Source organism: Streptomyces sp. R302 (assembly GCF_012927245.1).
GTDB lineage: Bacteria > Actinomycetota > Actinomycetes > Streptomycetales > Streptomycetaceae > Streptomyces.
This window is the reverse complement of the sequence record NZ_JABBGE010000001.1, coordinates 1198490-1223156: the sequence shown is the minus strand read 5'-3', so window position 1 is coordinate 1223156 and position 24667 is coordinate 1198490. Positions and strand designations below refer to the sequence as shown.

At 75.2% G+C, this 24667-nt stretch carries 19 protein-coding genes; 11 read left to right on the top strand and 8 right to left on the bottom strand.

Annotated elements, in window-relative coordinates:
• Nucleotides 1-2: 2 nt before the first annotated feature.
• Nucleotides 3-773 carry a ZIP family metal transporter gene (locus tag HHL19_RS05575; RefSeq protein WP_169086008.1) on the bottom strand — a complete coding sequence of 257 codons (771 nt, stop codon included), beginning with the start codon at nucleotides 771-773 and terminating at the stop codon, nucleotides 3-5.
• A 6-nt stretch (nucleotides 774-779) separates the two neighbouring features.
• Here HHL19_RS05575 and cobC point away from each other — a divergent pair, with 6 nt between their 5' ends.
• Complete coding sequence (gene cobC / locus HHL19_RS05570) at nucleotides 780-2549, top strand: Rv2231c family pyridoxal phosphate-dependent protein CobC (protein ID WP_277349136.1); 1770 nt, start codon at nucleotides 780-782, stop codon at nucleotides 2547-2549.
• 228 nt (nucleotides 2550-2777) lie between these two features.
• Here cobC and HHL19_RS05565 read toward each other — a convergent pair whose 3' ends face one another.
• Nucleotides 2778-3818 (bottom strand): SCO1860 family LAETG-anchored protein, encoded by a 1041-nt coding sequence (locus HHL19_RS05565; RefSeq protein WP_240981393.1) that lies wholly within the window; start codon nucleotides 3816-3818, stop codon nucleotides 2778-2780.
• Between the two features lie 290 nt (nucleotides 3819-4108).
• Nucleotides 4109-4828 (bottom strand): siderophore-interacting protein, encoded by a 720-nt coding sequence (locus tag HHL19_RS05560; RefSeq protein WP_169086005.1) that lies wholly within the window; start codon nucleotides 4826-4828, stop codon nucleotides 4109-4111.
• Between the two features lie 103 nt (nucleotides 4829-4931).
• On the opposite strand from HHL19_RS05560, the gene HHL19_RS05555 reads away from it, so the two are divergent.
• Together HHL19_RS05555 and HHL19_RS05550 are read left to right on the top strand one after the other, a co-directional pair.
• The gene (locus tag HHL19_RS05555; RefSeq protein WP_169086003.1) at nucleotides 4932-7022 is read left to right on the top strand and encodes a penicillin acylase family protein; all 2091 of its coding nucleotides are present in this window, start codon (nucleotides 4932-4934) and stop codon (nucleotides 7020-7022) included.
• Nucleotides 7019-7594, top strand: a complete 576-nt coding sequence (locus tag HHL19_RS05550; RefSeq protein ID WP_169086001.1) for a GNAT family N-acetyltransferase — start codon at nucleotides 7019-7021, stop codon at nucleotides 7592-7594. Before HHL19_RS05555 ends, HHL19_RS05550 begins: the two co-directional genes overlap by 4 nt.
• Before the next feature lies 1 nt (nucleotide 7595).
• Here the strand turns inward: HHL19_RS05550 and HHL19_RS05545 are convergent, their stop codons facing one another.
• Nucleotides 7596-8690 (bottom strand): amidohydrolase family protein, encoded by a 1095-nt coding sequence (locus tag HHL19_RS05545; RefSeq protein ID WP_169085999.1) that lies wholly within the window; start codon nucleotides 8688-8690, stop codon nucleotides 7596-7598.
• Between the two features lie 100 nt (nucleotides 8691-8790).
• Here HHL19_RS05545 and HHL19_RS05540 point away from each other — a divergent pair, with 100 nt between their 5' ends.
• A complete protein-coding gene (locus HHL19_RS05540) occupies nucleotides 8791-9888 on the top strand; it encodes an aminotransferase class V-fold PLP-dependent enzyme (RefSeq protein ID WP_169086353.1) in 1098 nt (365 codons plus the stop codon).
• 86 nt (nucleotides 9889-9974) lie between these two features.
• Here the strand turns inward: HHL19_RS05540 and HHL19_RS05535 are convergent, their stop codons facing one another.
• A complete protein-coding gene (locus tag HHL19_RS05535; protein WP_169085997.1) occupies nucleotides 9975-11045 on the bottom strand; it encodes an alkene reductase in 1071 nt (356 codons plus the stop codon).
• A 133-nt stretch (nucleotides 11046-11178) separates the two neighbouring features.
• Between HHL19_RS05535 and HHL19_RS05530 the strand changes: the two genes are divergently transcribed.
• Nucleotides 11179-11682 (top strand): MarR family transcriptional regulator, encoded by a 504-nt coding sequence (locus HHL19_RS05530; protein WP_169085995.1) that lies wholly within the window; start codon nucleotides 11179-11181, stop codon nucleotides 11680-11682.
• Between the two features lie 64 nt (nucleotides 11683-11746).
• Here HHL19_RS05530 and HHL19_RS05525 read toward each other — a convergent pair whose 3' ends face one another.
• From HHL19_RS05525 to HHL19_RS05515, 3 genes are all read right to left on the bottom strand, one after another.
• On the bottom strand, nucleotides 11747-12805 hold the full coding sequence (locus HHL19_RS05525; RefSeq protein WP_169085993.1) for an aminotransferase class V-fold PLP-dependent enzyme: 1059 nt from the start codon (nucleotides 12803-12805) through the stop codon (nucleotides 11747-11749).
• A gap of 113 nt (nucleotides 12806-12918) precedes the next feature.
• A complete protein-coding gene (locus tag HHL19_RS05520; RefSeq protein ID WP_169085991.1) occupies nucleotides 12919-13629 on the bottom strand; it encodes a DsbA family oxidoreductase in 711 nt (236 codons plus the stop codon).
• 91 nt (nucleotides 13630-13720) lie between these two features.
• Nucleotides 13721-15199, bottom strand: a complete 1479-nt coding sequence (locus HHL19_RS05515; RefSeq protein WP_169085989.1) for an aldehyde dehydrogenase (NADP(+)) — start codon at nucleotides 15197-15199, stop codon at nucleotides 13721-13723.
• A 142-nt stretch (nucleotides 15200-15341) separates the two neighbouring features.
• On the opposite strand from HHL19_RS05515, the gene HHL19_RS05510 reads away from it, so the two are divergent.
• The 6 genes from HHL19_RS05510 to HHL19_RS05485 all read left to right on the top strand — a co-directional run bounded on the left by HHL19_RS05510 (nucleotide 15342) and on the right by HHL19_RS05485 (nucleotide 24651).
• Complete coding sequence (locus HHL19_RS05510) at nucleotides 15342-16112, top strand: IclR family transcriptional regulator (RefSeq protein WP_169085987.1); 771 nt, start codon at nucleotides 15342-15344, stop codon at nucleotides 16110-16112.
• 99 nt (nucleotides 16113-16211) lie between these two features.
• Nucleotides 16212-17660 (top strand): penicillin-binding transpeptidase domain-containing protein, encoded by a 1449-nt coding sequence (locus HHL19_RS05505; protein ID WP_169085985.1) that lies wholly within the window; start codon nucleotides 16212-16214, stop codon nucleotides 17658-17660.
• A gap of 154 nt (nucleotides 17661-17814) precedes the next feature.
• Nucleotides 17815-18198, top strand: coding sequence for a hypothetical protein (locus HHL19_RS05500; protein ID WP_206324704.1), 384 nt, complete (start codon nucleotides 17815-17817; stop codon nucleotides 18196-18198).
• Between the two features lie 157 nt (nucleotides 18199-18355).
• A complete protein-coding gene (locus HHL19_RS05495) occupies nucleotides 18356-19531 on the top strand; it encodes an MFS transporter (protein WP_169085983.1) in 1176 nt (391 codons plus the stop codon).
• A gap of 342 nt (nucleotides 19532-19873) precedes the next feature.
• On the top strand, nucleotides 19874-21877 hold the full coding sequence (locus HHL19_RS05490) for a SpoIIE family protein phosphatase (protein WP_346768267.1): 2004 nt from the start codon (nucleotides 19874-19876) through the stop codon (nucleotides 21875-21877).
• Nucleotides 21874-24651: a SpoIIE family protein phosphatase gene (locus HHL19_RS05485; protein ID WP_169085981.1), complete on the top strand. Its 2778-nt coding sequence runs from the start codon at nucleotides 21874-21876 to the stop codon at nucleotides 24649-24651. Before HHL19_RS05490 ends, HHL19_RS05485 begins: the two co-directional genes overlap by 4 nt.
• Nucleotides 24652-24667: the final 16 nt, after the last annotated feature.

Here is a 24667-nt window from a genome sequence, read left to right as displayed (position 1 = left end):
GCTCAGCCGCCGGAGAGGCCCACCACGAGCCAGATGAAGCCGACGCCCGCGACCGTGCAGAGCAGGGTGGTGCGGGCGGGGTGTTCGTGGTGGGCCTCGGGCAGGATCTCGGCGGCGGCGAGGTAGAGCAGGGCGCCGCCGAAGAAGCCGAGATAGCTGCCGAGGAGTTCCTCCGGAAGAGTGAGGAAGGTGGCGAGGGCGGCGCCGGCGACGGGGGCGAGCGCGTCGGCGAAGAGCATCGCGAGGGCCTTGCGGCGCTCGTTCCCGTAGACGCTGGTGAGCGTGTACGTGTTGAAGCCGTCGGCGAAGTCGTGGGTGACGACGGCCAGCGCGACGGTGGCGCCCATGCCGCCGCCGACCTGGAAGGCGGCACCGAGCGCGATGCCGTCCATGAGGCTGTGCAGCACCATGGCGCCGGCCGCCACGAGCCCGACCTGCGGGCTCCGCTCCCCCGCCTTCGCCCCGTGGCCGGGTCCCTCCCCCGGCTTCTTCCCCGTGTCGGCGCCGTGGGCGGCCCGGCGGGTGGCGAGGAGGCGCTCCACCACATGGGCGAAGAGGAAGCCGCCGACGAAGAGGAGCAGGGCCTGGGGGACTCCGAAGACCTCCTCCCCGGCGGCCTCCAGGGCCTCGGGCAGCAGGTCGAGTCCGACGACGCCGAGCATGAGCCCGCCCGCGAGGCCGAGGACGAGGTGCCGGCGGTCGGTGACGCGCTGCGCGACCCAGCCGCCGAAGAGCGTCATCAGGAACGCGCCGAGCGCGACGAGCACAGCCATGGCCCCTTGGTAGCGGATGGGGGGCCGGTTCTGCACATCGGCGTCGGCGCCCGCTCGGGCGCGACGGAGGCCGAGGTCCTGGCGCTGGTCCGGGAGGCGCTCGCGGAGGCGGGGCTCGCGGCCGCAGGGCCGGGGGACGGAGCGGAGCCGGGGGACGGGACGGGTTCGGGTGGGCCGTCCCGGGGCCGGATCGGGGCGGCCGGGACCGGGGACCGTACGGCGGGGACGGGTGCGGGTGCGGGCGGGGGCCGGTACGCGCGTGTGGCCGGGGCCGCGGAGGCGGGCGCGGCGGGGCCCGGGGAGGCTGTGGTGTACGCGCGCGTGGCGGGGTTCGCGACGCTGCACGCGCGCGTGGCGGAGCCGGGGATCGTGGGGGCGGCCGCGCGGCTCGGGGTGCCGGTGACCGGGTTCGCGGCGGAGGAGCTGGCCGGGGTCGCCGTGCCGCACCCCTCGGAGGCGCCGCTGGCGGCGACGGGGACGGCGTCGGTGGCGGAGGCGGCGGCGCTGCGGGCGGCGGGGCCGGGGGCGGTGCTGGTGGTGCCGAAGCGGAAATCACGCCGCGTGACCTGCGCAATCGCGACGAATGTCCCGTTTCGTTCGGACGAAGTGACGTCCGTCGCACGGTTGTTGCCCTTGACGTGCGGGTACATCGCTGGCGAGCCTGGCACACCCCACATCCCCACCCCCCACGCGACGGCGGACATGGACACCCACACGGACGGCCCGCACACGGGCACCCACGCCCACGACCTGCGCCATCACGGCGACGCCGAGGTCCGCGACGAGAAACTCGTCGACCTCGCGGTCAATGTCCGCACGGCGACCCCGCCGGACTGGCTGCGCCGACGGATCGCGCACTCCCTGACGAGTCTGGCCCAGTACCCCGACGGGCGTTCGGCCCGTGCGGCGGTGGCCGAGCGGCACGACCTCCCGCCGGGCCGGGTGCTGCTGACGGCGGGCGCGGCGGAGGCCTTCGTGCTGCTCGCGCGGGCGCTGCCGGTGCGCCGGCCGGTGGTGGTGCATCCGCAGTTCACCGAGCCTGAGGCGGCGCTGCGGGACGCCGGGCACGAGGTGCGCCGGGTGCTGCTGCGCGAGGAGGACGGCTTCCGGCTCGACCCGGCGGCGGTGCCGGAGGACGCGGACCTGGTGGTGATCGGCAATCCCACCAACCCGACGTCGGTGCTGCACCCGGCGGAGACGCTCGCGAGGCTGGCCCGGCCGGGGCGGTACCTGGTCGTGGACGAGGCCTTCATGGACGCGGTGCCGGGCGAGCGGGAGTCGCTGGCCGGGCGGACGGACCTGCCGGGCCTGATCGTCCTGCGGAGCCTGACGAAGACCTGGGGCCTCGCGGGGCTGCGGATCGGATACGTGCTCGCGGAGCCGGAGACGGTGGCGCTCCTGGAGCGGGCGCAGCCGCTGTGGCCGGTGTCGACGCCGGCCCTCGTGGCGGCGGAGGCGTGCATGTCGCGGGCGGCGCTGGCGGAGGCGGAGCACGCGGCGCACCGGATCGGGACGGAGCGGGCGCACCTGCTCGCGGGGCTCGCGGAGTTCGACGAGGTGCGGACGGTGGCGGCGGCCGAGGGGCCGTTCGTGCTGATCCGGATCGAGGGCGCGGACGCGGTGCGGGAGCGGCTGCGGCTGCTCGGGTTCGCGGCGCGGCGCGGGGACACGTTCCCGGGCCTGGACCGGCACTGGCTGCGGCTCGCGGTCCGGGACCGGGCGACGACGAATCGTTTCCTCCAGGCCCTGGACCAGGCCCTCCTGCTGGCGGGCTGAGGGCTCGAAGCCGTACCCCGGGCGTCCTCGGAGCCGCACCCCCCGGAGCCTCGGAGCCGTACCCCGACGCCCTCGGCGCCGTACCCCGACGTCCTCGGTACCGTACCCCGGCGTCCTCGGAGCCGTACGCGCGCGTGGGGCGGCCCGGGGCGGGTGGCGGCCTCGTGCCACCGCCCGCCCCGGGCCGGTTCCCCCTGCGTCCCCCTGACGCGTCTCCCCCTCGGGCGGTCAGCCCCGGGCGCGGGCGCGGAAGCGGGTCAGGGCGACGGCGCCGCCGCCGGCGAGGACGAGGGCGAGGGCGCCGCCCGCGAGGTACGGGGTGGCGGAGCTGCCGCCGGTCTCGGCGAGGTTCTGCGTCGGGGCGGAGCCGCCGTTGTTCGTCTTGATCCCGCCGTCGCCCTGGGGCTCGGTGGGCTGCGGCGAGGGCTGCCCGGTCGGCTCCTGGGTGGGCTCGGCCGTGGGCTTCTCGGTCGGCTTCTCGGTCGGCTTCTCGGTCGGCTTCTCCGTGGGCTTCTCCGTGGGCTTCTCGGTCGGGGCCGGGGCGTCGGGGGTCTCGCAGGTGGCCTCTGCGAGGGTGACCGTGCCCTTGACCTTGGCGACGCCGAGGCTGAGCGGGTTGACCTCCACGTTCAGCTCCAGGGCGGTGGCGGCCGCGGTGCGCGAGGTGGTGCCGGTGCGGGAGAGGTCGAGGGTGATCCGGCCGACGGCGGGCACGTCGACCTCGGTGCGGCCACCGGCGGTGAGCGTGATCTTCTTGCCGAGGGCGCGGACGTACCCGAGGACGTTGGACTCGGCGACCGGCTTCTTCCCGGTCTCGCAGACCGCCTTGGAGGTGACCTTCTCGACCTCGACGATGGCGAGGGCGGGCAGGCCGGGCACGTGGACGCGGGCCTTGGCGAGGTTGGCGTACCCCTCGGCCTTGCGCTCGTCGACGGTGGCGGTGGAGGTGGCGACGTCGGCGGTGAGGATGTCGACGGGCTCGCCGCCCTCCGCGCCCTGGACCTTCACGCTGAGGGCGGTCTCGCTCTCGCTCTCGGGCGCCTGGACCTCGTTGAGCGAGGCGCGGACCGGGACCTTCACGGTCTCGCCGAGGAGGGAGACGTCGAGCCCGGTGCGCAGTACGGCGGCGGTGGCGCGGCCCTCGCGGCGCTCTCCGTCCGTCGCCTGCGCGGCGGGGGCCGCGAGGAGGACGGGTCCCGCGGCCAGGGCGACGACGGTCGCGGCGGCCGCGGTGCGGCGGACGGGCGCACGGAAGGTGTTGCTGTTCAAGGTGGTGGAACCCCCACGAAAAGGCATGGCGTCGCCGGCCGCTCACCACGGGGACGGTGGCTTCGCGCGGCTGCGGCGACTGGGACACCGGAATCTTTACGCACGGAGAGTGAACCGGCAGTCGCCTGACGTGAGTTCACTCCAAAGGGGGGTTTCCGTGTTCATTTTCGAATCTTTTCGACACAACCATTCCCGGTAGCCCCATGCGTCGCGCAAGAAAACGATCCGCGGCCCGACGGGGTCACGGATCGTCAACGTCACGCCGGGGCGGAACGGTCAGGCGGAACGGTTCAGCTCGGGCGCCAGTAGCCCAGCGCGTGGACCCGCTCCTTGGGCAGCGCGAGCTCCTTGCGGACGTACCCGGCGAGGGCGCGGGTGGTCGCGGTGTCGCAGGCGATCCACACGTACGCCTCCGGTCCCGCGAGCGCGGGCAGTTCGGCCCTGACCCGCTCGACGAGGGCGGCGCCCGAGCGCTGCCGGGGGATCCGGCGCAGCTCGTGGCGGGCCGGGTCGACGCGGAAGGGCAGCTCCTCGTCGGAGGCGTGCCGGGTCTCGAACCAGATGGTGGCCGGGAGGTCCGGGTGGGCGTCGAGCAGCGAGTTGACGGCCGGCAGCGAGGCCGCGTCGCCGATGACGAGGAGCCGCTCGGGCCGGGGCTCGGGGGTCTCGAAGCCGGTGCCCTGGAGGGTGGCCTCGACGGTGTCGCCCGGGGCGCAGTCGCGGGCCCAGTGGCTGGCGGGGCCGTCGTGGAGGGCGAACTCCAGGCTGAAGGTGCCGGCGTCCCGGTCGGGGTCGACGAGGGTGTAGGCGCGCTGGTGCGGCTTCCCGGCGTTCGCGAACCAGATCCGGACCCACATCGTGGGGTGCGTCCCGGCGGCGGCGAGCAGCCCGCCGTCCGCGAAGTGGACCCGCCGGTAGTCCTCGGTGACCTGCTCGGCCCCCGTGACGGTGAACGTGAAGTCCTTGGCGCCCATCAGCTTCAGGACGGCGCCCTGCCACCCGTGACCCACCGCGCACTCCTCCCCCGGACCCATGCGTTACCTTGGGTCGACGATCAATTTAGGTCAGCCTAACCTAACGGCATCGGAAAGCACACGGACGGGATCGGTAAGGGTGAGCATCGAGGTCTACCGGGACGCGTACGGCGTCCCCCATCTGCGCGCGGCGGACCCTGAGGAACTGGCCTTCGCGCAGGGCCGGGTGACCGCCCTGGACCGGGCCTGGCAGCTGGAGGTCGAGCGCCACCGGGCGCGGGGCACCAGCGCCTCCTTCCTCGGCGCCGCCGAGGCGGGCTGGGACGCCTTCGTCCGCCGGGCCCGGCTCGCCGACACCGCGCGCCGCTGCCTGGCGCGCCTGGAGGAGAGCGACCCGGAGACCGCGGACTGGGTGCGGGCGTACGCGGACGGGGTCGACGCCGGTCTCGCCGAAGGGGCCCGCCGCGCCCCCGAGTTCGCCGCCACCGGGCTCGTCCCGGGCCGCTGGGAGGCGTGGACGCCGCTGGCCGTCTGGCTCTCCACCCACATCCTCTTCGCCGGCTTCCCGACGAAGCTGTGGCGCGAGCAGGTGGCCACCGGTCTCGGCGAGGAGTGGACCGAGCTGTTCGCCGCCGACGGGCCGGCCACGGCCGGGTCCAACGGCTGGCTGGTGACCGGGGAGCGGACCGCGAGCGGGGCCGCCCTGGTGGCCGGCGACCCGCACCGCTTCATCGAGGCGCCCGGCGTCTACCAGCAGATCCGGCTCGCCTGCCCCGCGTACGACGTCGTCGGCCTCGCCGTGCCCGGCGTCCCCGGGCTCGCCCACTTCGGTCACGCGGGCCCGGTCGCCTGGGCCATCACCAACGCCATGGCCGACTACCAGGACCTCTACCGGGAGCGGCTGCGGCGCGGCGAGGGCGGCGGCGTGGAGGCGTACGGCCCCGAGGGCTGGCGTCCGGCCGCCGCCCACACCGAGACGGTCGAGGTCGCCGGCGGCGAGCCGGTCCTCGTCGAGGTGGTCGAGACCGCGCGCGGCCCCGTGATCACCGGCGAGGAGCCGCGGGAGCCCGGTGCCGAGTGGGAGGGGCTGAGCCTGCGGTACGTGCCCCGGGTCACCGGCCGGCTCGGCTTCGAGTCCCTGCCGCGCCTGCTCGCCGCCCGTACCGTCGCCGACGTCGACGCGGCGCTCGACGCCTGGGTGGAGCCGGTGAACGTGGTGCTCGCCGCCGACACCGACGGCGGGCTGCTGCACCGGGTCGCCGGGCACGTGCCCGTACGCGACCGGGCCAACTCCCTGCGGCCCGTGCCCGCCTGGGAGCCGGCGCACGCCTGGGGACCGGAGCCCGCGCCGCTGCCCCGCGCCGAGGTGACGGACGGGTACGCGGTGATGGCCAACGCCCGCGGCCTCGCCGCGCCGCTCGGCGTGGAGTTCGCGCCCCCGCACCGCGCCGACCGCATCGCCGGACTCCTCGCCGCCTCCGCCGAATGGACCCCGGACACCACGACCGCCGTCCACCGCGACACCGACAACCGCGCGGCTGCCCGGCTGCTCGCCGCCGTGGAGGCCGCGGGCGGTGACGGCTCCGAGGGGCTCTCCCCCGCCGCCACCGGTGTACGGGAGCGACTGCTCGGCTGGGACCGCCGGATGGACGCCGACAGCGCCGACGCCGGGCTCTACGCGGCCGTGCGGGGCGCGGTCGTGCGGCGGCTCGCCGCGCACGAGGTCTTCGCGGGGCTGCGCGAGCCGGGGGCGTACCCGGAGGTGTTCCGGCCGTGGCTGTACCTCGGGCCCCGGGTCGGTCTCGCCCTGGAGACGCTCCTGGTGAGCGGGCCCGTGCCGGCCCCGGACGTGGACCGGATCGTGCGCGAGGCGCTGGAGGAGGTCGCCGAGGGCGAGCCGCCGGCCGTCTGGGGGGCCACCCACCGGCTCGCGCCCTGGCAGGCGCTGCCCGACCCGGACGACGACCGGTGGCCGGGCCTCGCCGGCGACCACGACTGCGTGCTCTCCACCTCCAGCGTCCCCGGCTACACCGACCGCGGCGCCCGGGCGTCCGCCGCCCGCTACGTGTGGGACCTCGCCGACCGCGAACGCAGCGGCTGGATCGTGCCGTTCGGCGCCTCCGGGGTGGCCGGCGACCCGCACCGCGAAGACCAACTCCCCCTGTGGCTGCGGGGCGAACTCGCCCCCGTCACCACCGACTGGAACCACCTCACCAAGGAGCAGGGATGACCACCCCCGTCTACGTCCAGACCGTCGAGGGCCTCGGCACCGTCGCCGTCCGCCCGATCGCCCCGGACGCGGACGCCCCGCTCATCCACGCCTGGGTCAACGAGGAGCGGGCCTCCTTCTGGGGCATGAACGGCACCACCGTCGAGCAGGTCAGGGACGTCTACGCCCACCTGGACTCGCTCACCACCCACCACGGGTTCCTCGTGGAGCTCGACGGCGAGCCGGTCTCGATCTTCCAGACGTACGAGCCCGAGGCGGACCGGGTGAGCGAGTGCTACGAGGTCGAGGAGGGCGACATCGGCTGCCACCTCTTCCTCGCCCCGAACACCGCCCCGTCCCCTGGCTTCACCGCCGGACTGCTCTCCGCGCTCGTCGCCTTCTGCCACCGCGACCACACCCGGATCGTGGTGGAGCCGGACGCGGCGAACGAGAAGGCCGTCGCCCGCATGGCGCGGGCCGGCTTCGAGCTGGGCCCCGAGGTCGTCCTCCCCGAGGTCGACCTGCCGGAGGTCTTCATCCCGGAGAAGCGGGCCCGGCTGGCCTTCCTCCGCCGGGCCGCCGCCTCCGCGTGAACTAGGAGATGATCCGGCCCTCGACCACGACCCGCCGCGGCGCCGCCAGGACGCGGACGTCCGCGCGCGGGTCCTGGTCGTAGACGACGAGGTCGGCGGGGGCGCCCTCCTCCAGGGCGGGGCGGCCCAGCCAGGCCCTGGCCCCCCAGGTGGTGGCGGAGAGCGCGTCGAGCGCCGGGATGCCGGCCTTCGTCAGCTCCTCGACCTCCTCGGCGACCAGGCCGTGGGCGAGGGAGCCGCCCGCGTCGGTGCCGACGAAGACCGGGATCCCTGCGTCGAAGGCGGCGCGGACGGTGTCGTACCGGCGCTCGTGCAGCCGACGCATATGGGCCGACCAGCGGGGGAACTTGGCCTCGCCGCCGTCGGCGAGGTGCGGGAAGGTCGCGATGTTGATCAGGGTCGGCACGATGGCCACCCCGCGCTCCGCGAAGAGCGGGATCGTCTCCTCGGTCAGGCCCGTGGCGTGCTCGACGCAGTCGATGCCCGCCTCGACGAGGTCGCGCAGCGAGTCCTCGGCGAAGCAGTGCGCGGTGACCCGGGCGCCGAGCCGGTGCGCCTCGGCGATCGCCGCCTCGACCTCGGCGCGCGGCCAGGACGGGGTGAGGTCGCCGACCTCGCGGTCGATCCAGTCGCCGACCAGCTTGACCCAGCCGTCGCCGCGCCGGGCCTCCCGGCCCACGTACTCCACCAGGTCGGCGGGCTCGATCTCATGGGCGTAGTTGCGGATGTAGCGGCGGGTGCGGGCGATGTGCCGGCCCGCCCGGATGATCTTCGGCAGGTCCTCCCGCTCGTCGATCCAGCGGGTGTCGGAGGGCGAGCCGGCGTCCCGGATCAGCAGGGTCCCGGCGTCCCGGTCGGCGAGCGCCTGCTTCTCGGCCGTGGCCTCGTCGACGGGGCCGTGCCGGTCGAGCCCGACGTGGCAGTGCGCGTCGACGAGCCCGGGCAGCGCCCACCCCCGGACGACGACGGCCTCCGCCGTGAGACCGGCGGGCCGCTCGAAGGTGATCCGCCCGTCCACGCACCAGAGTTCGTCCCGTACGTCCTCCGGGCCGACGAGCACCCGCCCCTTCACGTGCAACACCTCGTGATCGCTCATGCCTGCACTGTACGGCCGCGGGGTGCGGGGGCCGGGGGGAACGGTGGGCGTACGCTGGCCGGCGGCCGTACCACCGACCCGAGAAGGCACCACCGTGACCGTGACACACCCGCTGCTCGACCTGGCCCCGATGACCGCCGCGCACTTCGCGTCGATCGAGCGGCGGGTCGCCGCGCTGCTCTCCACCGAGCAGGACGTGGTGATCACCCAGGGCGAGGCGCTGCTGCCCCTGGAGGGGTGCATCCGCAGCGGGGCGCGGGCCGGTTCGACCGCGCTGAACGTGGTCACCGGTCCGTACGGGCAGACCTTCGGGAACTGGCTGCGCGACTGCGGGGCGACCGTGGTCGACCTGGCCGTGCCCTTCCACACGGCGGTCACCGCCGGGCAGGTGGAGCGGGCGCTCGCCGAGCACCCGGAGATCGACTTCGTCTCGCTGGTGCACGCGGAGGCCGCCACCGGCAACACCAACCCGGTCGCGGAGATCGGCGAGGTCGTGCGCGCCCACGGCGCGCTGTTCTACCTGGACGCGGTGGCGTCGATCGGCGCCGAACCGGTGCTGCCGGACGCCTGGGGCGTCGACATGTGCATCATCGGCGCGCAGAAGGCGATGGGCGGCCCGGCGGGCGTCTCGGCGGTGTCGGTGAGCGAGCGGGCCTGGGAGCGCTTCGCCGCCAATCCGGCGGCCCCGCGCCGCTCGTACCTCTCCCTCCTGGACTGGAAGGAGCGCTGGATCGACGGCGGCCGCAAGGCGCTGCTCCACGCCCCGGCGCAGCTGGAGATGCTGGCCCTGGAGGCGTGTGTGGAGCGGATCGAGGCGGAGGGCCTGGACGCGCTGATGGCGCGGCACGCCTCGGCCGCGGCGGCGACCCGCGCGGGCGCCCTCGCGCTGGGCGGCGGCCTGGAGCCGTACGTGTACGAGGCGGGGGACGCGGCGCCGGTGGCGACGACGCTGCGGGTCCCGGCGGGGCTCGACGCCTCCGAGCTGGTGGCGAAGGCGCTGGCCGCCGACCCGTCGCTGCCGCTGATCGCGGGCGGCGGGGCGCTGGCGAAGGAGATGGTCCGGGTGAACCACTACGGGCCCGACGCGACGCCGAACGCGGTGCAGTCCTCGCTGGCCGCGCTCGGCGCGGTGCTCGGCGAGGCGGGCCGGACGGTGGACCTGGAGGGCGCGCGCCGGGCGGCCACCGCGGCCTGGTAGGGCGGCGGTACGCGGACGGAGGGGCGGGATCCGGGGTCGTGTCCGGGTCCCGCCCCTCCGTCGTACGCGCTCGAAGGGCGGGGTGCTCAGAGGGCGGGGTAGTCGATGTAGCCCTCGGGGCCGCCGCTGTACATGGTGGCGGGGTCCGGGGCGGCGTAGGGGCCGTCGGTCTTCAGGCGGGCGGGCAGGTCGGGGTTGGCGATGAAGAGCCGGCCGTAGGCGACGAGGTCGGTGGTGCCGTCCTCGACCAGGGCGAGGGACTCGGCGCCGGTCGGGTCGGCGCCGGTGGCCGGGTTGAGGATGAAGGTGCCGGCGAAGCGCTTGCGCAGGTCGAGGACGAGCGGGCGGCGCTCCGGGGCGGTCTCCAGGACGTGGAGGTAGGCGATGCCGACGGGCTCGATCGCTTCGAGCAGCGCGGGGTAGAGCTCGTCGGTGTCGGTCTCGGCGATGTCGTTGAGGGTGTTGGCCGGGGAGATCCGCAGGCCGGTGCGCTCGGGGCCGATCTCGGCGGCGACGGCGCGGACGACCTCGGCGGCGAAGCGGATGCGGTTCCCGACCGGTCCGCCCCACTCGTCGGTGCGGTGGTTGGAGCCGGAGGCGAGGAACTGATGGATCAGGTAGCCGTTGGCGCCGTGGATCTCGACGCCGTCGAAGCCGGCCTCGACGGCGTTGCGGGCGGCGGCGGCGAAGCCGGCGACCGCCTCGTGGACCTGGTCGCCGGTGAGCTCGCGGGGGGTGGGGAAGTCCTTGGGGCCCTCGTGGGTGTAGACCTGGCCGGCGGCGGCGACGGGCGAGGGGCCGACGGGGTGGAGGTCGCCGTCGAGGAGGTCGGGGTGGCCGATCCGGCCGGAGTGCATGAGCTGGGCGAAGATCCGGCCGCCGCGCGCGTGGACGGCGTCGGTGACCTCGCGCCAGGCGGCGATCTGCTCGCGGCTGTGCAGGCCGGGGGTGTTGGGGTAGCCCTGGCCTTCGGCGACCGGCTGGATGCCTTCGCTGATGATCAGTCCGGCGGAGGCGCGTTGGGCGTAGTACTCGGCGACGATCGCCGGCGGGGTGCGGTCCTGGCCGTTCGCCCGGCTGCGGGTCATCGGGGCCATGGCGATCCGGTTGGCGAGGCGGGTGCCGGCGAGGTCGACGGGGTCGAAGGCGGTGGTCATGGCGGTCTCCCGAACCTAATATGTGGTCGGCCAATCATGTGGCCCGAAGTCACTGTACGCATTGATTGGCCAGCCAAGCAAATACTCGCGCGCTGTACCCTGAGGAAGGTAGAGCCGCCCCGAGGAGCCCCTGATGACCGCAGTCGAGCCCGCCTGCACCGAGCAGCTGCCGTCCGCCGCGCGCGGCGGCCCGGTCGGCATGACCCTCGCCCGGGTCTCCCGGACGCACCGGATAGCCATGGGGCGGCGGCTGCGCGAGCTCGGCCTCTACCCGGGCCAGGAGCTGATGATGATGCGGCTGTGGGACTGCGGGGCGGCCCGCCAGTCGGAGTTGATCCAGTCGCTCGGCCTGGACCCGTCGACCGTGACGAAGATGCTCCAGCGCCTGGAGCAGTGCGGTTACGTGCACCGCTCCCCCGACCCCGCCGACCGGCGGGCGGTGCTCGTCGAGGCGACGGAGGAGGGGCAGGCGCTGAAGGCCGGCGTCGAGAACGCCTGGTCCGACCTGGAGGCCAGCTCGCTGGCAGGCCTCGACCCGGCCGAGCGGACCGAGCTGGCCCGCCTCCTCGGGGTCCTCGCGGAGAACCTGCGCGCGGAGGCGGGCGACGCGGGCGACTGCCCGCCGGTGAACTGCTGAATCCGATGAACCGCTGAACCGGATGAACCGCTGAACCGCCGGGCGGCGAACCGCCGGGCGGCTTTCAGCCCGCCAGGACGTCCAGGGTGCGGTCGACGTCCGCCGCCGTGTTGTACAGGTGGAACGAGGCCCGCAGATTGCCGGAGCGGTCCGAGAGGACGATGTCGGCCGCCTCCAGGGCGTCGGCGCGGTGGCCGAGACCGGGGACGGCGACGACCGTGGAGTCGTCCATGACCGGCCGGTGCCCGAGGGAGAGCAGTCCGGCGCGGAAGCGGGCGGCGAGCCCCTTGTCGTGGGCCTCGATCCGCTCGATGCCGATCTCCTCCAGGAGCGCGAGCGAGGCGGCCGCGCCGTGGTACGAGAGGAAGGCCGAGGGCTCGTCGAAGCGGCGTGCGGAGCGGGCGAGTTCGCGCACCGGACCGTAGCTGTTGACCCACCGCTCCTCGCCGGTGACCCAGTTCGCGTGGATCGGCAGCAGGCCGTCCTGGGCCTCCTCGGTGACGGTGAGGAAGGAGGCGCCGCGCGGGCAGAGCAGGTACTTGTAGGCGCCGGCGACCGTGTAGTCCCACTCCCCCGCCCGCAGCGGCAGCCAGCCCGCGGACTGGGTGGCGTCGAGCAGGGTGCGGGCCCCGTGGGCCGCCGCGGCGGCGCGGACGGCGGCGAGGTCGGCGGTCCGCCCGTCCGCCGACTGCACGGCGGAGAGGGCGACCAGGGCGGTCTCCGGGCGGACGGACTCGGCGAGCCGCTCCAGCGGCACGAAGCGGACCTTCAGGTCGCCGCGGACGGTGAAGGGCGTGATGAGGGAGGAGAAGTCGCCCTCGGGGAAGAGGATCTCGGCGCCGGCGGGCATCGACTGGGCGATCATCCCGGAGTGCACGGCGACCGAGCTGCCGACCGCGACCCGCTCGGGGGCGACCGAGACGAGCCGGGCGAAGGAGGCCCGGGCCTCGTCGACGACGTCGAAGCTGCCGGCGCCGCCCGCCCGCCCGTCGGCGGTCTCCTGGGCGAGGGCGGTGACCGCCTCGACGGTCCTGCGCGGCAGCAGGGCGCAGGCGGAGGTGTTCAGATAGGTCCGCTTGGGGGCGAACTCGGCGCCGCCGAGCGGCTGATCGAGGGAGTCCATGCCCCTACCCTGGGCTCCCCACGACCCCCCGTCAATGCCGAATGATCATGGGGAACCCCCAAGCGCCGCTTATCTTCGCAGGTCAGGGCGGTGGGACGGGTCGGAGCGCTGTCTCAGTCGCGCGCCGGGACCTCGCAGCCGTCGGGGCCGCAGGCCTCCGCGTCGGCGGCCCCGACGGGCTGGAGGACGCGGCCCTGCCAGGCCTGCTCCAGGGCCTGGGTGAAGACCTCGGCGGGCTGGCCGCCGGAGACTCCGTAGCGGCGGTCGAGGACGAAGAACGGCACGGCGTTGGCACCGAGTTCGGCGGCCTCGCGCTCGTCGGCGCGCACGGCGTCGGCGTAGGCGTTCTCGTCGGCGAGGACGGCGCGCGCCTCGGCCTCGTCGAGCCCGGCCTCGACGGCGAGGGTCACCAGGGTCTCGGCGTCGAAGACGGACCGCTCCTCGGCGAAGTTGGCCCGGTAGGCGAGGTCGAGCAGCTCGTTCTGCCGGCCGCGCTCCTTGGCGAGGTGGAGCAGCCGGTGGATGTCGAAGGTGTTGCCGTGGTCGCGGCCGTCGGCGAGGTACTCCAGGCCCTCGGAGTGGGCGTTGGAGGCGACGTGCGCCTCCATGGCGCGGGCCTCGTCGAGGGTCCGGCCGTACTTCTTCGCCAGCATCTCCAGGACGGGCCCGGTGTCGCCCTTGGCGCGGTGCGGGTCGAGCTCGAAGGACCGGTGCACGACCTCGACGTCCTCGCGGTGGGCGAAGGCCGCGAGGCCCTTCTCGAAGCGGGCCTTGCCGATGTAGCACCAGGGGCAGGCGATGTCCGACCAGATCTCGACGCGCATGGGTTTCCTTCTCCGGGGGGGGCGGGCTGTCCTCTCCGCAACACCGCCCCCGCGGATTTCATTCCGCTTACGCCTCCGGATACGCCTCGGGCTATGCCTCCGGCGCGTCGCGCAGCTCCGGCGGGAGCAGGTGCTGCGGGGTGGACTGGTAGGCGATCGGGCGGAGCCAGCGCTCGATGGCGGTGGCGCCGACCGAGGTGGCGGTGGAGGTGGTCGCCGGGTAGGGGCCGCCGTGGTGCTGGGCGGCGGCGACGGCGACGCCGGTGGGCCAGCCTCCGACGAGGACGCGGCCGGCGAGCGGGGTGAGGGCGGCGAGCAGGCCGGGGGCGGCGGGGTCCTCGTCGGCGCAGTGCAGGGTGGCCGTGAGGTTGCCGGGCAGCCGGCCGAGGACGGCGGTGATCTCCGTCTCGTCGGTGTAGCGGGCGACGACGGTGACGGGGCCGAAGCACTCCTCCAGGAGGAGGGCGTGCTCACCGGCGGCGAGCCGGGCCGCGTCGACGGTGAGGACGCCGGGGGTGACGGTGTGCTCGTCGGCGGCGCCGGGGACGACGGGCGCCTCGACGCCGTCGAGGGCGGCCCGCTCGGCGACGCCGTCGACGAAGGCGGCCCGCATCCGGTCGTCGAGCAGGACGGCGGCGCCGGCCCGGGCGACGCCCTCGGTGAGCGCGGCGAGGAAGCGGTCGCCGTCGGGTCCCGCCGGGGCGAGGACGAAGCCGGGCTTGGTGCAGAACTGGCCGGCGCCCAGGGTCATGGAGCCGGCCAGGCCCGCGCCGGTCTCCTCGGCCCGCTCGGCGACCGCGCCGGGGGTGACGACGACCGGGTTGAGGGAGCCGAGCTCGCCGTGGAAGGGGATCGGCACGGGGCGGGAGACGGCGGCGTCGAAGAGCGCCCGGCCGCCGCGTACGGAACCGGTGAAGCCGGCGGCCGCGACCAGCGGGTGGCGGACCAGCTCGACGCCCGCGTCGAAGCCGTGCACCAGGACGACGACGTCCTCGGGAAGGCCGGCCTTGGCGGCGGCCCGGCGCAGCAGGGCGGCGGCCAGCTCGGAGGTGGCCGGGTGGTCGGGGTGGGCCTTGACGACGACGGGGCAGCCGGCGGCGAGGGCGCTGGCGGTGTCGCCGCCGGGGACGGAGAAGGCGAGCGGGAAGTTGCTGGCCGCGTAGACGGCGACGACGCCGAGCGGGATCTTCCAGCGGCGCAGGTCGGGGCGGGGCGGCACGGCCGTCGGGTCGGGCAGGTCGATGCGTACGTCGAGGTAGGCGCCGTCCTCGACGACCGCGGCGAAGGCCCGGAGCTGGCCGCTGGTGCGGGCGAGCTCGCCGGTGAGCCGGGGGGCGCCGAGGGCGGTCTCGGCGTCGGCGGTGGCGACGACCTCGTCGGCGGAGGCGTCGAGGAGGTCTGCGGCGGTCCTGAGGAAGGCGGCGCGGACCGTACGGTCGGCGAGGGAGTCCCGGGTGGCGTGCGCGGCGCGGACCGCGCGGTCGACGTCGGCGGCCGTGGCCTCCGTCCCGACCTGCTCGCGAGGCTTCCCCGTCCGGGGGTCCACACTCCACACTGCTGCTGCCGACACGACCACACCCCTGTTCACTATGATGAACGCCGTTCTTGTGCATGAACGCTTCAGGGTGGACTCTAGGGACGCCACGGGCGTTCCCACAAGGTCACCCGGGAGGCGGAAGGTCGTCCGGGAGTCCGGCGAGAAGGGCGGGGACATGGCGGGTGCCGACGCGAACGGTGCGCAGGTGAAGTCCGCGGTGCGGACGGTGGAGCTCCTGGAGTTCTTCGCCGGACGGCCCGGGATGCACACCCTGGCCGCCGTACAGGAGACCATGGGCTACCCCAAGTCGAGCCTGTACATGCTGCTGCGCACCCTGGTCGACCTGGGCTGGGTGGAGACCGACGCCACCGGCACGCGGTACGGCATCGGGGTGCGGGCGCTCCTCGTGGGGACCTCGTACATCGACGGCGACGAGGTCGTGGCGGCCTCCCGCGTCACCCTCGACCGGCTCTCCGACGACACCACCGAGACCGTCCACCTCGCCCGGCTCGACGGCACCAGCGTGGTCTACCTGGCCACCCGCCAGTCCCAGCACCACCTGCGGCCCTTCACCCGGGTCGGCCGGCGGCTGCCCGCGCACTCGACGGCGCTCGGCAAGGCGCTGCTCGCCGGCCACGACGACGAGCAGGTGCGGGAGCTGCTCCCGAAGGAGCTGCCGTCGGTGACCGAGCACACGATCACCGACCGGGAGCGGCTGATCGAGGAGCTGGCGCGGGTGCGCGAGCTCGGGTACGCGGTGGACCGCGAGGAGAACACCCTGGGGCTGCGCTGCTTCGCGGTGGCGATCCCCTACCGGTCCCCGGCCAGGGACGCGCTGAGCTGCTCGGTGCCGGCCGCCCGGCTGACCCCGGCGCACGAGCAGCTGATCAAGGACGCCCTCTTCGACGCGCGCGATCGGCTGACGCTGGCGACGCGGCGGCTGTGAGGGACGAAGCGGGGGCGCTTTTGTCCCGGATGAACGTTTCCTGAGAATCGGACCGCATCCGGAACGCCTGCCGCCGCCCCGTTCGTCCCTCCAGGTGCCATGAACAAGACGATCAGGCGCACCTCGGTCTTCGCGCTGCTCCTCGTGCTCGCCCTCCTCGGCCGGGCCACCTGGGTGCAGGCGTACGAGGGCAAGGCGCTCGCGAACGACAGCAAGAACCGGCGGAAGACCATCGCGCAGTACGCGCAGCCGCTCGGGAACATCGTGGTGGCCGGCTCGCCGGTCACCGGTTCGAAGCGGACGAAGAGCGGTGATCTCGCCTACGAGCGCGGCTACACGGACGGCGAGCTGTACGCGGCGGTCACCGGCTACAGCTCGCAGGCGTACGGCGCCACCCAGCTGGAGGGCATCTACTCCGGGATCCTGGACGGCACCGACGACCGGCTGAAGAACCCGGTGGACGCGGTCACCCGCACGCAGCAGGAGCCGGGCACGGTCGTCACCACGATCGACCCGGCCGTGCAGAAGGCCGGCTACGAGGCGCTCGGGAAGAAGAAGGGCGCGGCCGTCGCGATCGACCCGGTGAGTGGCCGGATCCTCGGCATGGTCTCCACACCCTCCTACGACCCCTCGGACATCGCGGGCACGAACGACGGCGCCGCCTGGAAGGAGCTGACCGAGGACCCCGACAAGCCGCTGGTCAACCGGGCGCTGCGGCAGCCGCTGCCGCCCGGCTCCACCTTCAAGCTGGTCGTCGCGGCCGCCGCCCTGGAGGACGGCCTGTACTCCTCCGTCGACGTGCCGACCACGAGCCCGCAGCCGTACACCCTGCCGAACACCCGGACCGTCCTGAAGAACGAGAACGCCTCCGCGCCCTGCGAGAACGCCACGATCCGCACCGCGCTCCGCTACTCCTGCAACAACGTCTTCGGCAAGATGGCCGCCGACCTGGGGCAGGACAAGGTGAAGGCGATGGCGGAGAGGTTCGGCTTCGACGACGACGAGCTGGACGTGCCGGTCCGGGCCTACGCGAGCGTCTACCCGTCCGGGATGGACCCGGCGCAGACCGCGCTCACCGGCATCGGGCAGTTCGACGTGACCGCCACCCCGCTCCAGATGGCGATGGTCTCGGCGGTCATCGCCAACGACGGGCGGCTCGCCGCCCCGCACATGGTCTCCGAGGTCGTCGACTCCGACGGCGACGCGCTGGAGTCCTTCGAGGACGGCGACGCCACCCGGATCGTCTCCTCCGCCACCGCCGAGCAGCTGCGCAGCGCGATGGTGACGGTGGTGGAGCAGGGCACCGGCACCAACGCGGCGATCGCCGGGGCGGAGGTCGGCGGCAAGACGGGCACGGCGCAGCACGGCGAGAACAACAGCAAGACGCCGTACGCCTGGTTCACCTCCTACGCCAAGGACCCGTCGACCGGGAAGCAGGTGGCGGTGGCCGTGCTGATCGAGGACTCGGGCGCGGCCCGCTCCGAGGTCAGCGGCAACGGCCTGGCGGCGCCGGTGGCGCGGAAGATGATGGCGGCGGCCCTGAAGTGACGTTCGCGGGGGCCGGATTGGCCCCCGCGGCCCTTCGTGCGATAGGCAGGGAACGTTCGAACAGAACATGCGTTCCCGAACTGCCGATCCTGTTCCGCGGAGGACCGTCGTGCGTCGCCTGCACCGCCTGCCCCGTTCGCTCTCCGGCTGGACCATGGCGGTCTTCGGCGTCCTCGCCGCCTCCCTCGGGGTGGTGGGCCTGGTCTCCCCGGACGTCCTCCTCACGACGATGGGCTTCGAGCCGGTGCCGGCCGGCGGGCGCGCGGAGGGCGACCACACGCTGGTCTTCCTCACCGCCTCCTCGATGGCGGCGCTCAACATGGGCGTCTACTACGTGCTCGCCGCGCTCGCCGACTGGCGGGCGTTCTTCCGCTGGACGGTCCCCTTCCGGCTGCTGACCTGCGCGGTCTTCACCGCGGCGGTGATCACGGAACGGGCCCCGTCCGGCTTCCTCGGGGTGGGCCTGTGGGAGGGGCTCGGGGCGGTGGTCACGGGCGCGGCGCTCTGGCGCGAGGACCGGGCGGCGGCCGGGGCGTAGGGGCCGGGAGCGCTCCGGACAGGGTTGGGAGCACCCGGTCGCGCTCCGGAATAGGGCGGGGAGCGCCCGGGAGCGCTCCGGAATAGGGCCCGGCAGCGCTTCGGAATAGGGCGGTTGCCCGATCCGGGCGGGACGCCTCAGACGCGAGTCTCCCTCCATGCGCTGGTATCTGACAGGTGTGGTCGTGTCCGGGTTCGGGACGACGGCGATGTGGCTGGTCTCCGGGATCTGGGTCAAGTCGCTGACGGGTTCCGACGGGCTCGCGGCCCTCACCGCCTTCGCCCTCTGGGCCCCCGCCCTCCTCGGGCCGCTGCTCGGCACGCTCGCGGACCGGGTGCGCCGCCGTCCGCTGCTGATCGCCCTCGACCTCGCCATGGTGGCGGTGCTGCCCCTCCTCCTCTGGGTGACCTCCGCCGACCGCGTGTGGCTGCTCTTCGCCGTCCTCGTCCTGTACGGGACGCAGGGCGCCGTCCATGACGCCGCCGAGCAGGCGCTGCTGTCGACCGGCTTCGACAAGGAGCGGCTCGGCTCGGTCAACGGGTGGCGGATGACGGCCAACGAGTCGATGAAGCTGATCGCCCCGCTGGCCGCGGCGGGGCTCTTCGCCCGGTACGGGGGCGGTCCCGTCGCCCTCCTCGACGCGGCGAGCTTCGCCCTCGCGGCGGGCGCCTTCGCCGCGATGCGGGTGCGCGAGGAGCGGCCGGTCCCGGCCGCGCGGGAGCCGGGGGCCGGGGGTCGGTCGTGGTGGCGGGAGACCGCCGAGGGCGTCCGGCTGCTCGCCGCCTCGCCGGTGCTGCGCCCGCTGGTCGCCACCGGGTCCTTCACGATGCTGCTCGCCGGGGTGAACGGGGCGGCGGTGTACGCGGTGGTGGACGGGCTCGGGCGGCCGGCGGCGTACGCGGGGGTGCTGTACGCGGTGCAGGGCGCCGGCTCGGTCCTGGCGGGCCTGACGACCGGACCGCTGCTGCGCCGGGTGCCGGAGCGGCTGCTCGCCGCGGCCGGGCTCGCGCTCTTCGCGGCGGCGGCCGGGGTGCGGGCGGTGCCGCACGAGGCGGCGGCCCTGGCGGCGAGCGCGGTGATCGGCCTCGGCATGCCGTGGGTCCTGGTGGCGACGATGACGGCGGTCCAGCGGGAGGCCCCGGCGGAGGCGGCCGGCCGCCTCGCGGCGACCGCGAACACCGCGCTCTTCGTCCCGAACGCCCTGGCCCTGGCCCTGGGCGCGGGCCTGGTCACCACCATGGACGTACGCCTCCTGCTCCCGGCCCTCGCGGTGGCGGGCCTCGCCTGGGCGCTCCGCGCGGCGACCGCGCCGGAGCGCGTGGCCGTGGCCTAGGCCGTGTCTTCCGGATCAGGGCCGGGCGTGCCAGGGGTCGCGGCCCCGGCCGTGATCCGCCGGACAGGCCCTGGCTCGGACCGTCTCGTGGTGCGTGCCCGCGGGGGGCCGGGGAGCATGGAAGGGACGTGGGTCAGGCGGGAGGAGGGCAGGGTGACGGCCGGTTCCTTCCCGGAGACGGGCACGGGGGCGGAGGAGGCAGGCACCGCCGTGCCCGGAAACGCCCGGTCCGGTGCCGGTTCCCCGCCCGGTTCCCCGTCCGGTTCCCCGCCCGGATCCCCGCCCGGTTCCCCGTCCGGATCCCCCTCCGGGACCGTCTTCGGCGGGCGGGGGCTGCTCGACGTGCTCGGCGTGGCCGCCGTGGTGGTGGACGCGACCGGGCGGATCGTGCTGTGGAGCCCGCAGGCGGAGGCCCTCTTCGGGTACCGGGCCGACGAGGCCCTGGGGCAGTACGTGGCCCGGCTGATCGTCGGCGAGGAGCACCGGGCCGAGGCGATGCGGCTCTTCGGCGAGGTCCTGGAGCGCGGCACCACCTGGGCGGGCACCTTCCCCGTACGGCACAAGGACGGGACGACCCGCCAGGTGGAGTTCCGCAACATGCGGCTCACCGACGACCTGGGCGACCTGTACGCGCTCGGCATCTGCGCCGACCGGACCGTCGTCGCCCGGATGGAGACGGAGCTGGCGCTCTCCGACCGGCTGGTCGACCAGTCCCCGCTGGGCCTCGCGGTCCTCGACACCGAGCTGCGGTACGTCCTGGTCAACCCGGCCCTCGAACGGTTCAACGGGCTGCCGGCCGACCGGCACCTGGGCCGCAGGCCCGCCGAGGTGCTGCCGGGCGTGGACGCGGCGCCGCTGGAGGCGGCGGCCCGGCGGGTCCTGGAGACCGGGGAGCCGCTGCTCGACCTCCAGGCGACGGGCGCCACCCCTGCCGACCCGGGCGGCGACCGGCACGCCTGGTCGGTGTCGTTCTACCGCCTGGAGGCGGCCGGCGGCCGGGTCCTCGGCGTGGCGGCCTGGGTGGTCGACGTCACCGAGCGGCACCGGGCGGACGCGGAGGCCGACCGGTCCCGGCGGGGGCTCGCCCTGATCGCGGACGCCTCGGCCCGGGTCGGCACCACCCTGGAGGTGGAGCGGACGGCCGACGAGCTGGCGTCGGTGGTGGTGCCGGCCCTCGCCGACGTGGCCGCCGTCGACGTCCTCGACTCGGTGCTCGCCCTGCGTCGGCCCGGCACCTCCGCGCAGGGCCCGGCGCTCTTCCGGGCGCTCGCGGTGAAGGCCGGGCACGACACGGAGGCGCTGGCGGCCGCCGACCCGCCGGGCTCGGTCGCGCTGTACGGCGCCGACCGGCTCGTGACCCGCTGCGTGCACACCGGGCGGCCGGTCCTGGTGGCCCGGGTCGGCCCCGAGGACCTGCCGCGGATCGCGCGCGGCCCCGAGGCCGCCGGGCGGCTCGCGCGGGCCGGGGTGCACTCGTACCTGGCGGTGCCGCTGATCGCGCGCGGCGAGGTGCTCGGGGCGCTCGACCTGAAGCGGGACCGGAACAGCCCGCTGCCGTTCGACGCGGACGACGTGCTGCTCGCCGTGGAGCTGGCGGCCCGCGCGGCCGTCAGCATCGACAACGCCCGCTGGTACCAGAGCATGCGGAACGCGGCCGTCACCCTCCAGCGCAGCCTGCTGCCCGGCGATCCGCCCGCCCGCCCGGGCCTCGCGGCGGCGGCCCGCTACCAGCCGGCGCAGGCGTCGAGCGAGGTCGGCGGGGACTGGTACGACGTGATCGCGCTGCCCGACGACCGGACGGCCCTGGTGGTCGGGGACGTGATGGGCAGCGGCATCGAGGCGGCGGCGACCATGGGCCGGCTGCGGACCGCCGTCCGCGCCTTCGCGGACCTCGGCCTCTCCCCCGGGCAGGTGCTGCGGCACCTGGACCGGATCGCGGTCGGCCTGGAGCCGTCCATCGCCACCTGCCTCTTCGCCGTGCACGATCCGGCGCGGCGGCGCTGCCGGATCTCCAACGCGGGCCATCTGCCGCCGGTGCGGCTCCCGGCCGACGGCCCCGCCGAGCTGGTCGCCGTCTCCACCGGGGTGCCGCTCGGCGTCGGCGGCGGCACCTTCCGCACCGCGCGGGTGCCGTTCCTCCCCGGCGACCGGCTCGTGCTGTACACGGACGGGCTGATCGAGACCCGGGACGCCCCCATCGACGAACGGCTCGCGCTGCTCGTCCGGCTCGTCGAGGCCACCCGGGAGCTGTCCCTGGAGGAGAGCTGCGACCGGCTCCTCCGGGAGCTGCGCCGCCCCGGCGCCCAGGACGACGTGGCGCTGCTCATCGCCCGGAGCACCGGATGACGGCCCGCCGGGACGGTGCGCGCCCGGGGCACGGCTCCGGGCTGCGGAGCGTCGCCGGGCAGGTCCTCGCCCTGGAGGCGCTGATCGCCCTCCTGGTGATCGTGGCGGCGGTGCTCGTCACCTTCCAGCAGGCCCGCGGCGACGTGCTGCGGGACGCCCGGACGCGGTCGCTCGCGGTGGCGGAGGCCTTCGCGAAGGCGCCCGGCGTGGACGCGGCGCTGACCTCGCCGGACCCGACGGCGGCGCTCCAGAAACGGGCGGAGCAGACCCGGGTGGCGACCGGGGTGGACTTCGTCGCGGTCCTCGGCCGGGACGGGGTGCGGTACACGGACGCCGTGCCGGAGCTGATCGGCGAGCGGGCGACCGGCGACCTGTCGCGGGCGGTGGAGGACGGCGAGTCGTTCACGGAGACCTTCCGCGGCTCGCCGACCGACGCCGTGCGGGCCGTGGTGCCGGTGGTCGCCGACGACGGCCGGATCGTCGGCATGGTGACGAGCGGCATCGAGGTGCAGTCGATCAGCGAGGTGGTCCAGGGCCGCCTCGTGGTCCTCCTCGCGGCGGGCGGCGGCGCGCTGCTGCTCGCGGTGGGCGGCGCGGCGCTGGTGTCGCGGCGGCTGCGGCGCCAGACGCACGGCCTGGGCCCGAGCGAGATGACCCGGATGAAGGAGCACCACGAGGCGGTGCTGCACGCGGTCCGCGAGGGCGTGCTGATCGTCGGCGCGGACCGGCGGCTGCTGCTCGCCAACGACGAGGCGCGGCGGCTCCTCGGCCTGCCGGCGGACGCCGAGCGGCGCCCGGTCTCCGAGCTCGGGCTCGATCCCCGTACGGTCGAGCTCCTGGAGTCCGGGCGGACCGCGACGGACGAGGTGCACCGGGCGGGCGACCGGCTGCTCGCGGTCAGCGTGCGGCCCACCGCCCCGGACGGCTCCGGCGTGGGCAGCGTGATGACGATGCGGGACACCACCGAGCTGGCCGCGCTCTCCGGTCGGGCGGCGGTGGCCAGGGGCCGGCTCCAGCTGCTGTACGAGGCGGGGGTGCGGATCGGGACGACGCTGGAGGTGGTGAGGACCGCGGAGGAGCTGGCGGAGGTCGCGGTGCCGCGCTTCGCGGACTTCGCCACGGTGGAGCTGCTCGAACCGGTACTGCGGGGCGAGGAGCCGCCGCAGGACGCGACGCTGGCGGAGATGCGCAGGACCGCGCTGAGCGGCGTACGGGAGGAGCAGCCGCTGCAGCCGGTCGGCGAGGTGATCCGCTTCCACGTGCCGAGCACGCCGATGGCGACGGCGCTCGCCGAGGGGCACGCGGTGGTGCAGGCGGAGCTGGCGGCGGCGGACGGCTGGCGGGCGCAGGACCCGGAGGGGGCGGCCCGGGCGCTGGCGTACGGGATGCACTCGCTGCTCACGGTGCCGCTCCTGGCCCGGGACGTGACCCTGGGGATGGCGAACTTCTGGCGGGCGGACACGGCGGAGCCGTTCGGGGAGGAGGACCTGGAGTTCGCGGAGGAGCTGGCGGCGCGGGCGGCGGTGGCAATCGACAACGCCCGGCGGTTCACCCGGGAGCACGCGATGGCGGTGACGCTCCAGCGGAGCCTGCTGCCGAGGGTGCTGCCCGAGCAGAACGCGGTGGAGGTGTCGTACCGCTACCTGCCCGCGAAGGCGGGGGTGGGCGGCGACTGGTTCGACGTGATCCCGCTGCCGGGGGCGCGGGTGGCGCTCGTGGTGGGCGACGTGGTGGGGCACGGGCTGCACGCGGCGGCGACGATGGGCCGGCTGCGGACGGCGGTGCACAACTTCTCGACGCTCGACGTGCCGCCGGAGGAGATCCTCGGCCATCTGGACGAGCTGACCGGGCGGATCGACGAGGAGGGCGAGCCGGCCCCGGGAGGCGACGGCGGACGGGGGCGGGGGCAGGAGACCATCACCGGCGCGACCTGTCTGTACGCGATCTACGACTCGGCGTCCGGGGTGTGCACGGTGGCGAGCGCCGGCCATCCGGGGCCCGCGGTGGTGGACGCGGAGGGGCGGGTGGAGTTCCCGCCGCTGGCGCCGGGGCTGCCGCTGGGGCTCGGGCTCGGGGACGTGCCGTTCGAGTCGACGGAGCTGCGGCTCGCGGAGGGCAGCAACCTGGTGCTGTTCACGGACGGGCTCCTGGAGGACCGGGGGCGGGACGTGGGGACGGGGCTGCGGCTGCTGCGCCGGACCCTGGAGCGGCCGGCCCGGAGCCCCGAGCAGATCTGCGCGGACGTGCTCGCGAACCTGCTGTCGCCGACGCCCCGGGACGACATCGCGCTGCTCGTGGCCAGGACCCGGCGGCTGCCGGCGGACCGGATCGCGGAGTGGGAGGTCGCCCGGGACCCGGCGGCGGTGTCGCCGGTGCGGAACGCGGCGGCGGCCAAGCTGGCGGAGTGGGGCCTCGACGAGGCGGTCTTCGCGGTGGAGCTGATCCTCAGCGAGCTGGTCACCAACGCGGTGCGGTACGGGGTGGAACCGGTGCGGGTGCGGCTGCTGTACGACCGGACGCTGGTGTGCGAGGTGTCGGACGGCAGCAGCACCTCGCCGCATCTGCGGCACGCGGCGGACACGGACGAGGGCGGCCGCGGGCTGTATCTGGTGGCGCGGTTCGCCGAGCGGTGGGGCACACGGTACGGGCGGCGCGGCAAGACGATCTGGGCGGAGCTGCGGGTCGGCGGGGACGGCGGCCCGGACGTCGCCGGTCCCGGGCCCGCGCCGTCGGCGCCCCTGGACCTGGACGCGCTGGAGAAGCTGGCCTGGTGACGGGGCGGGCCGCGCC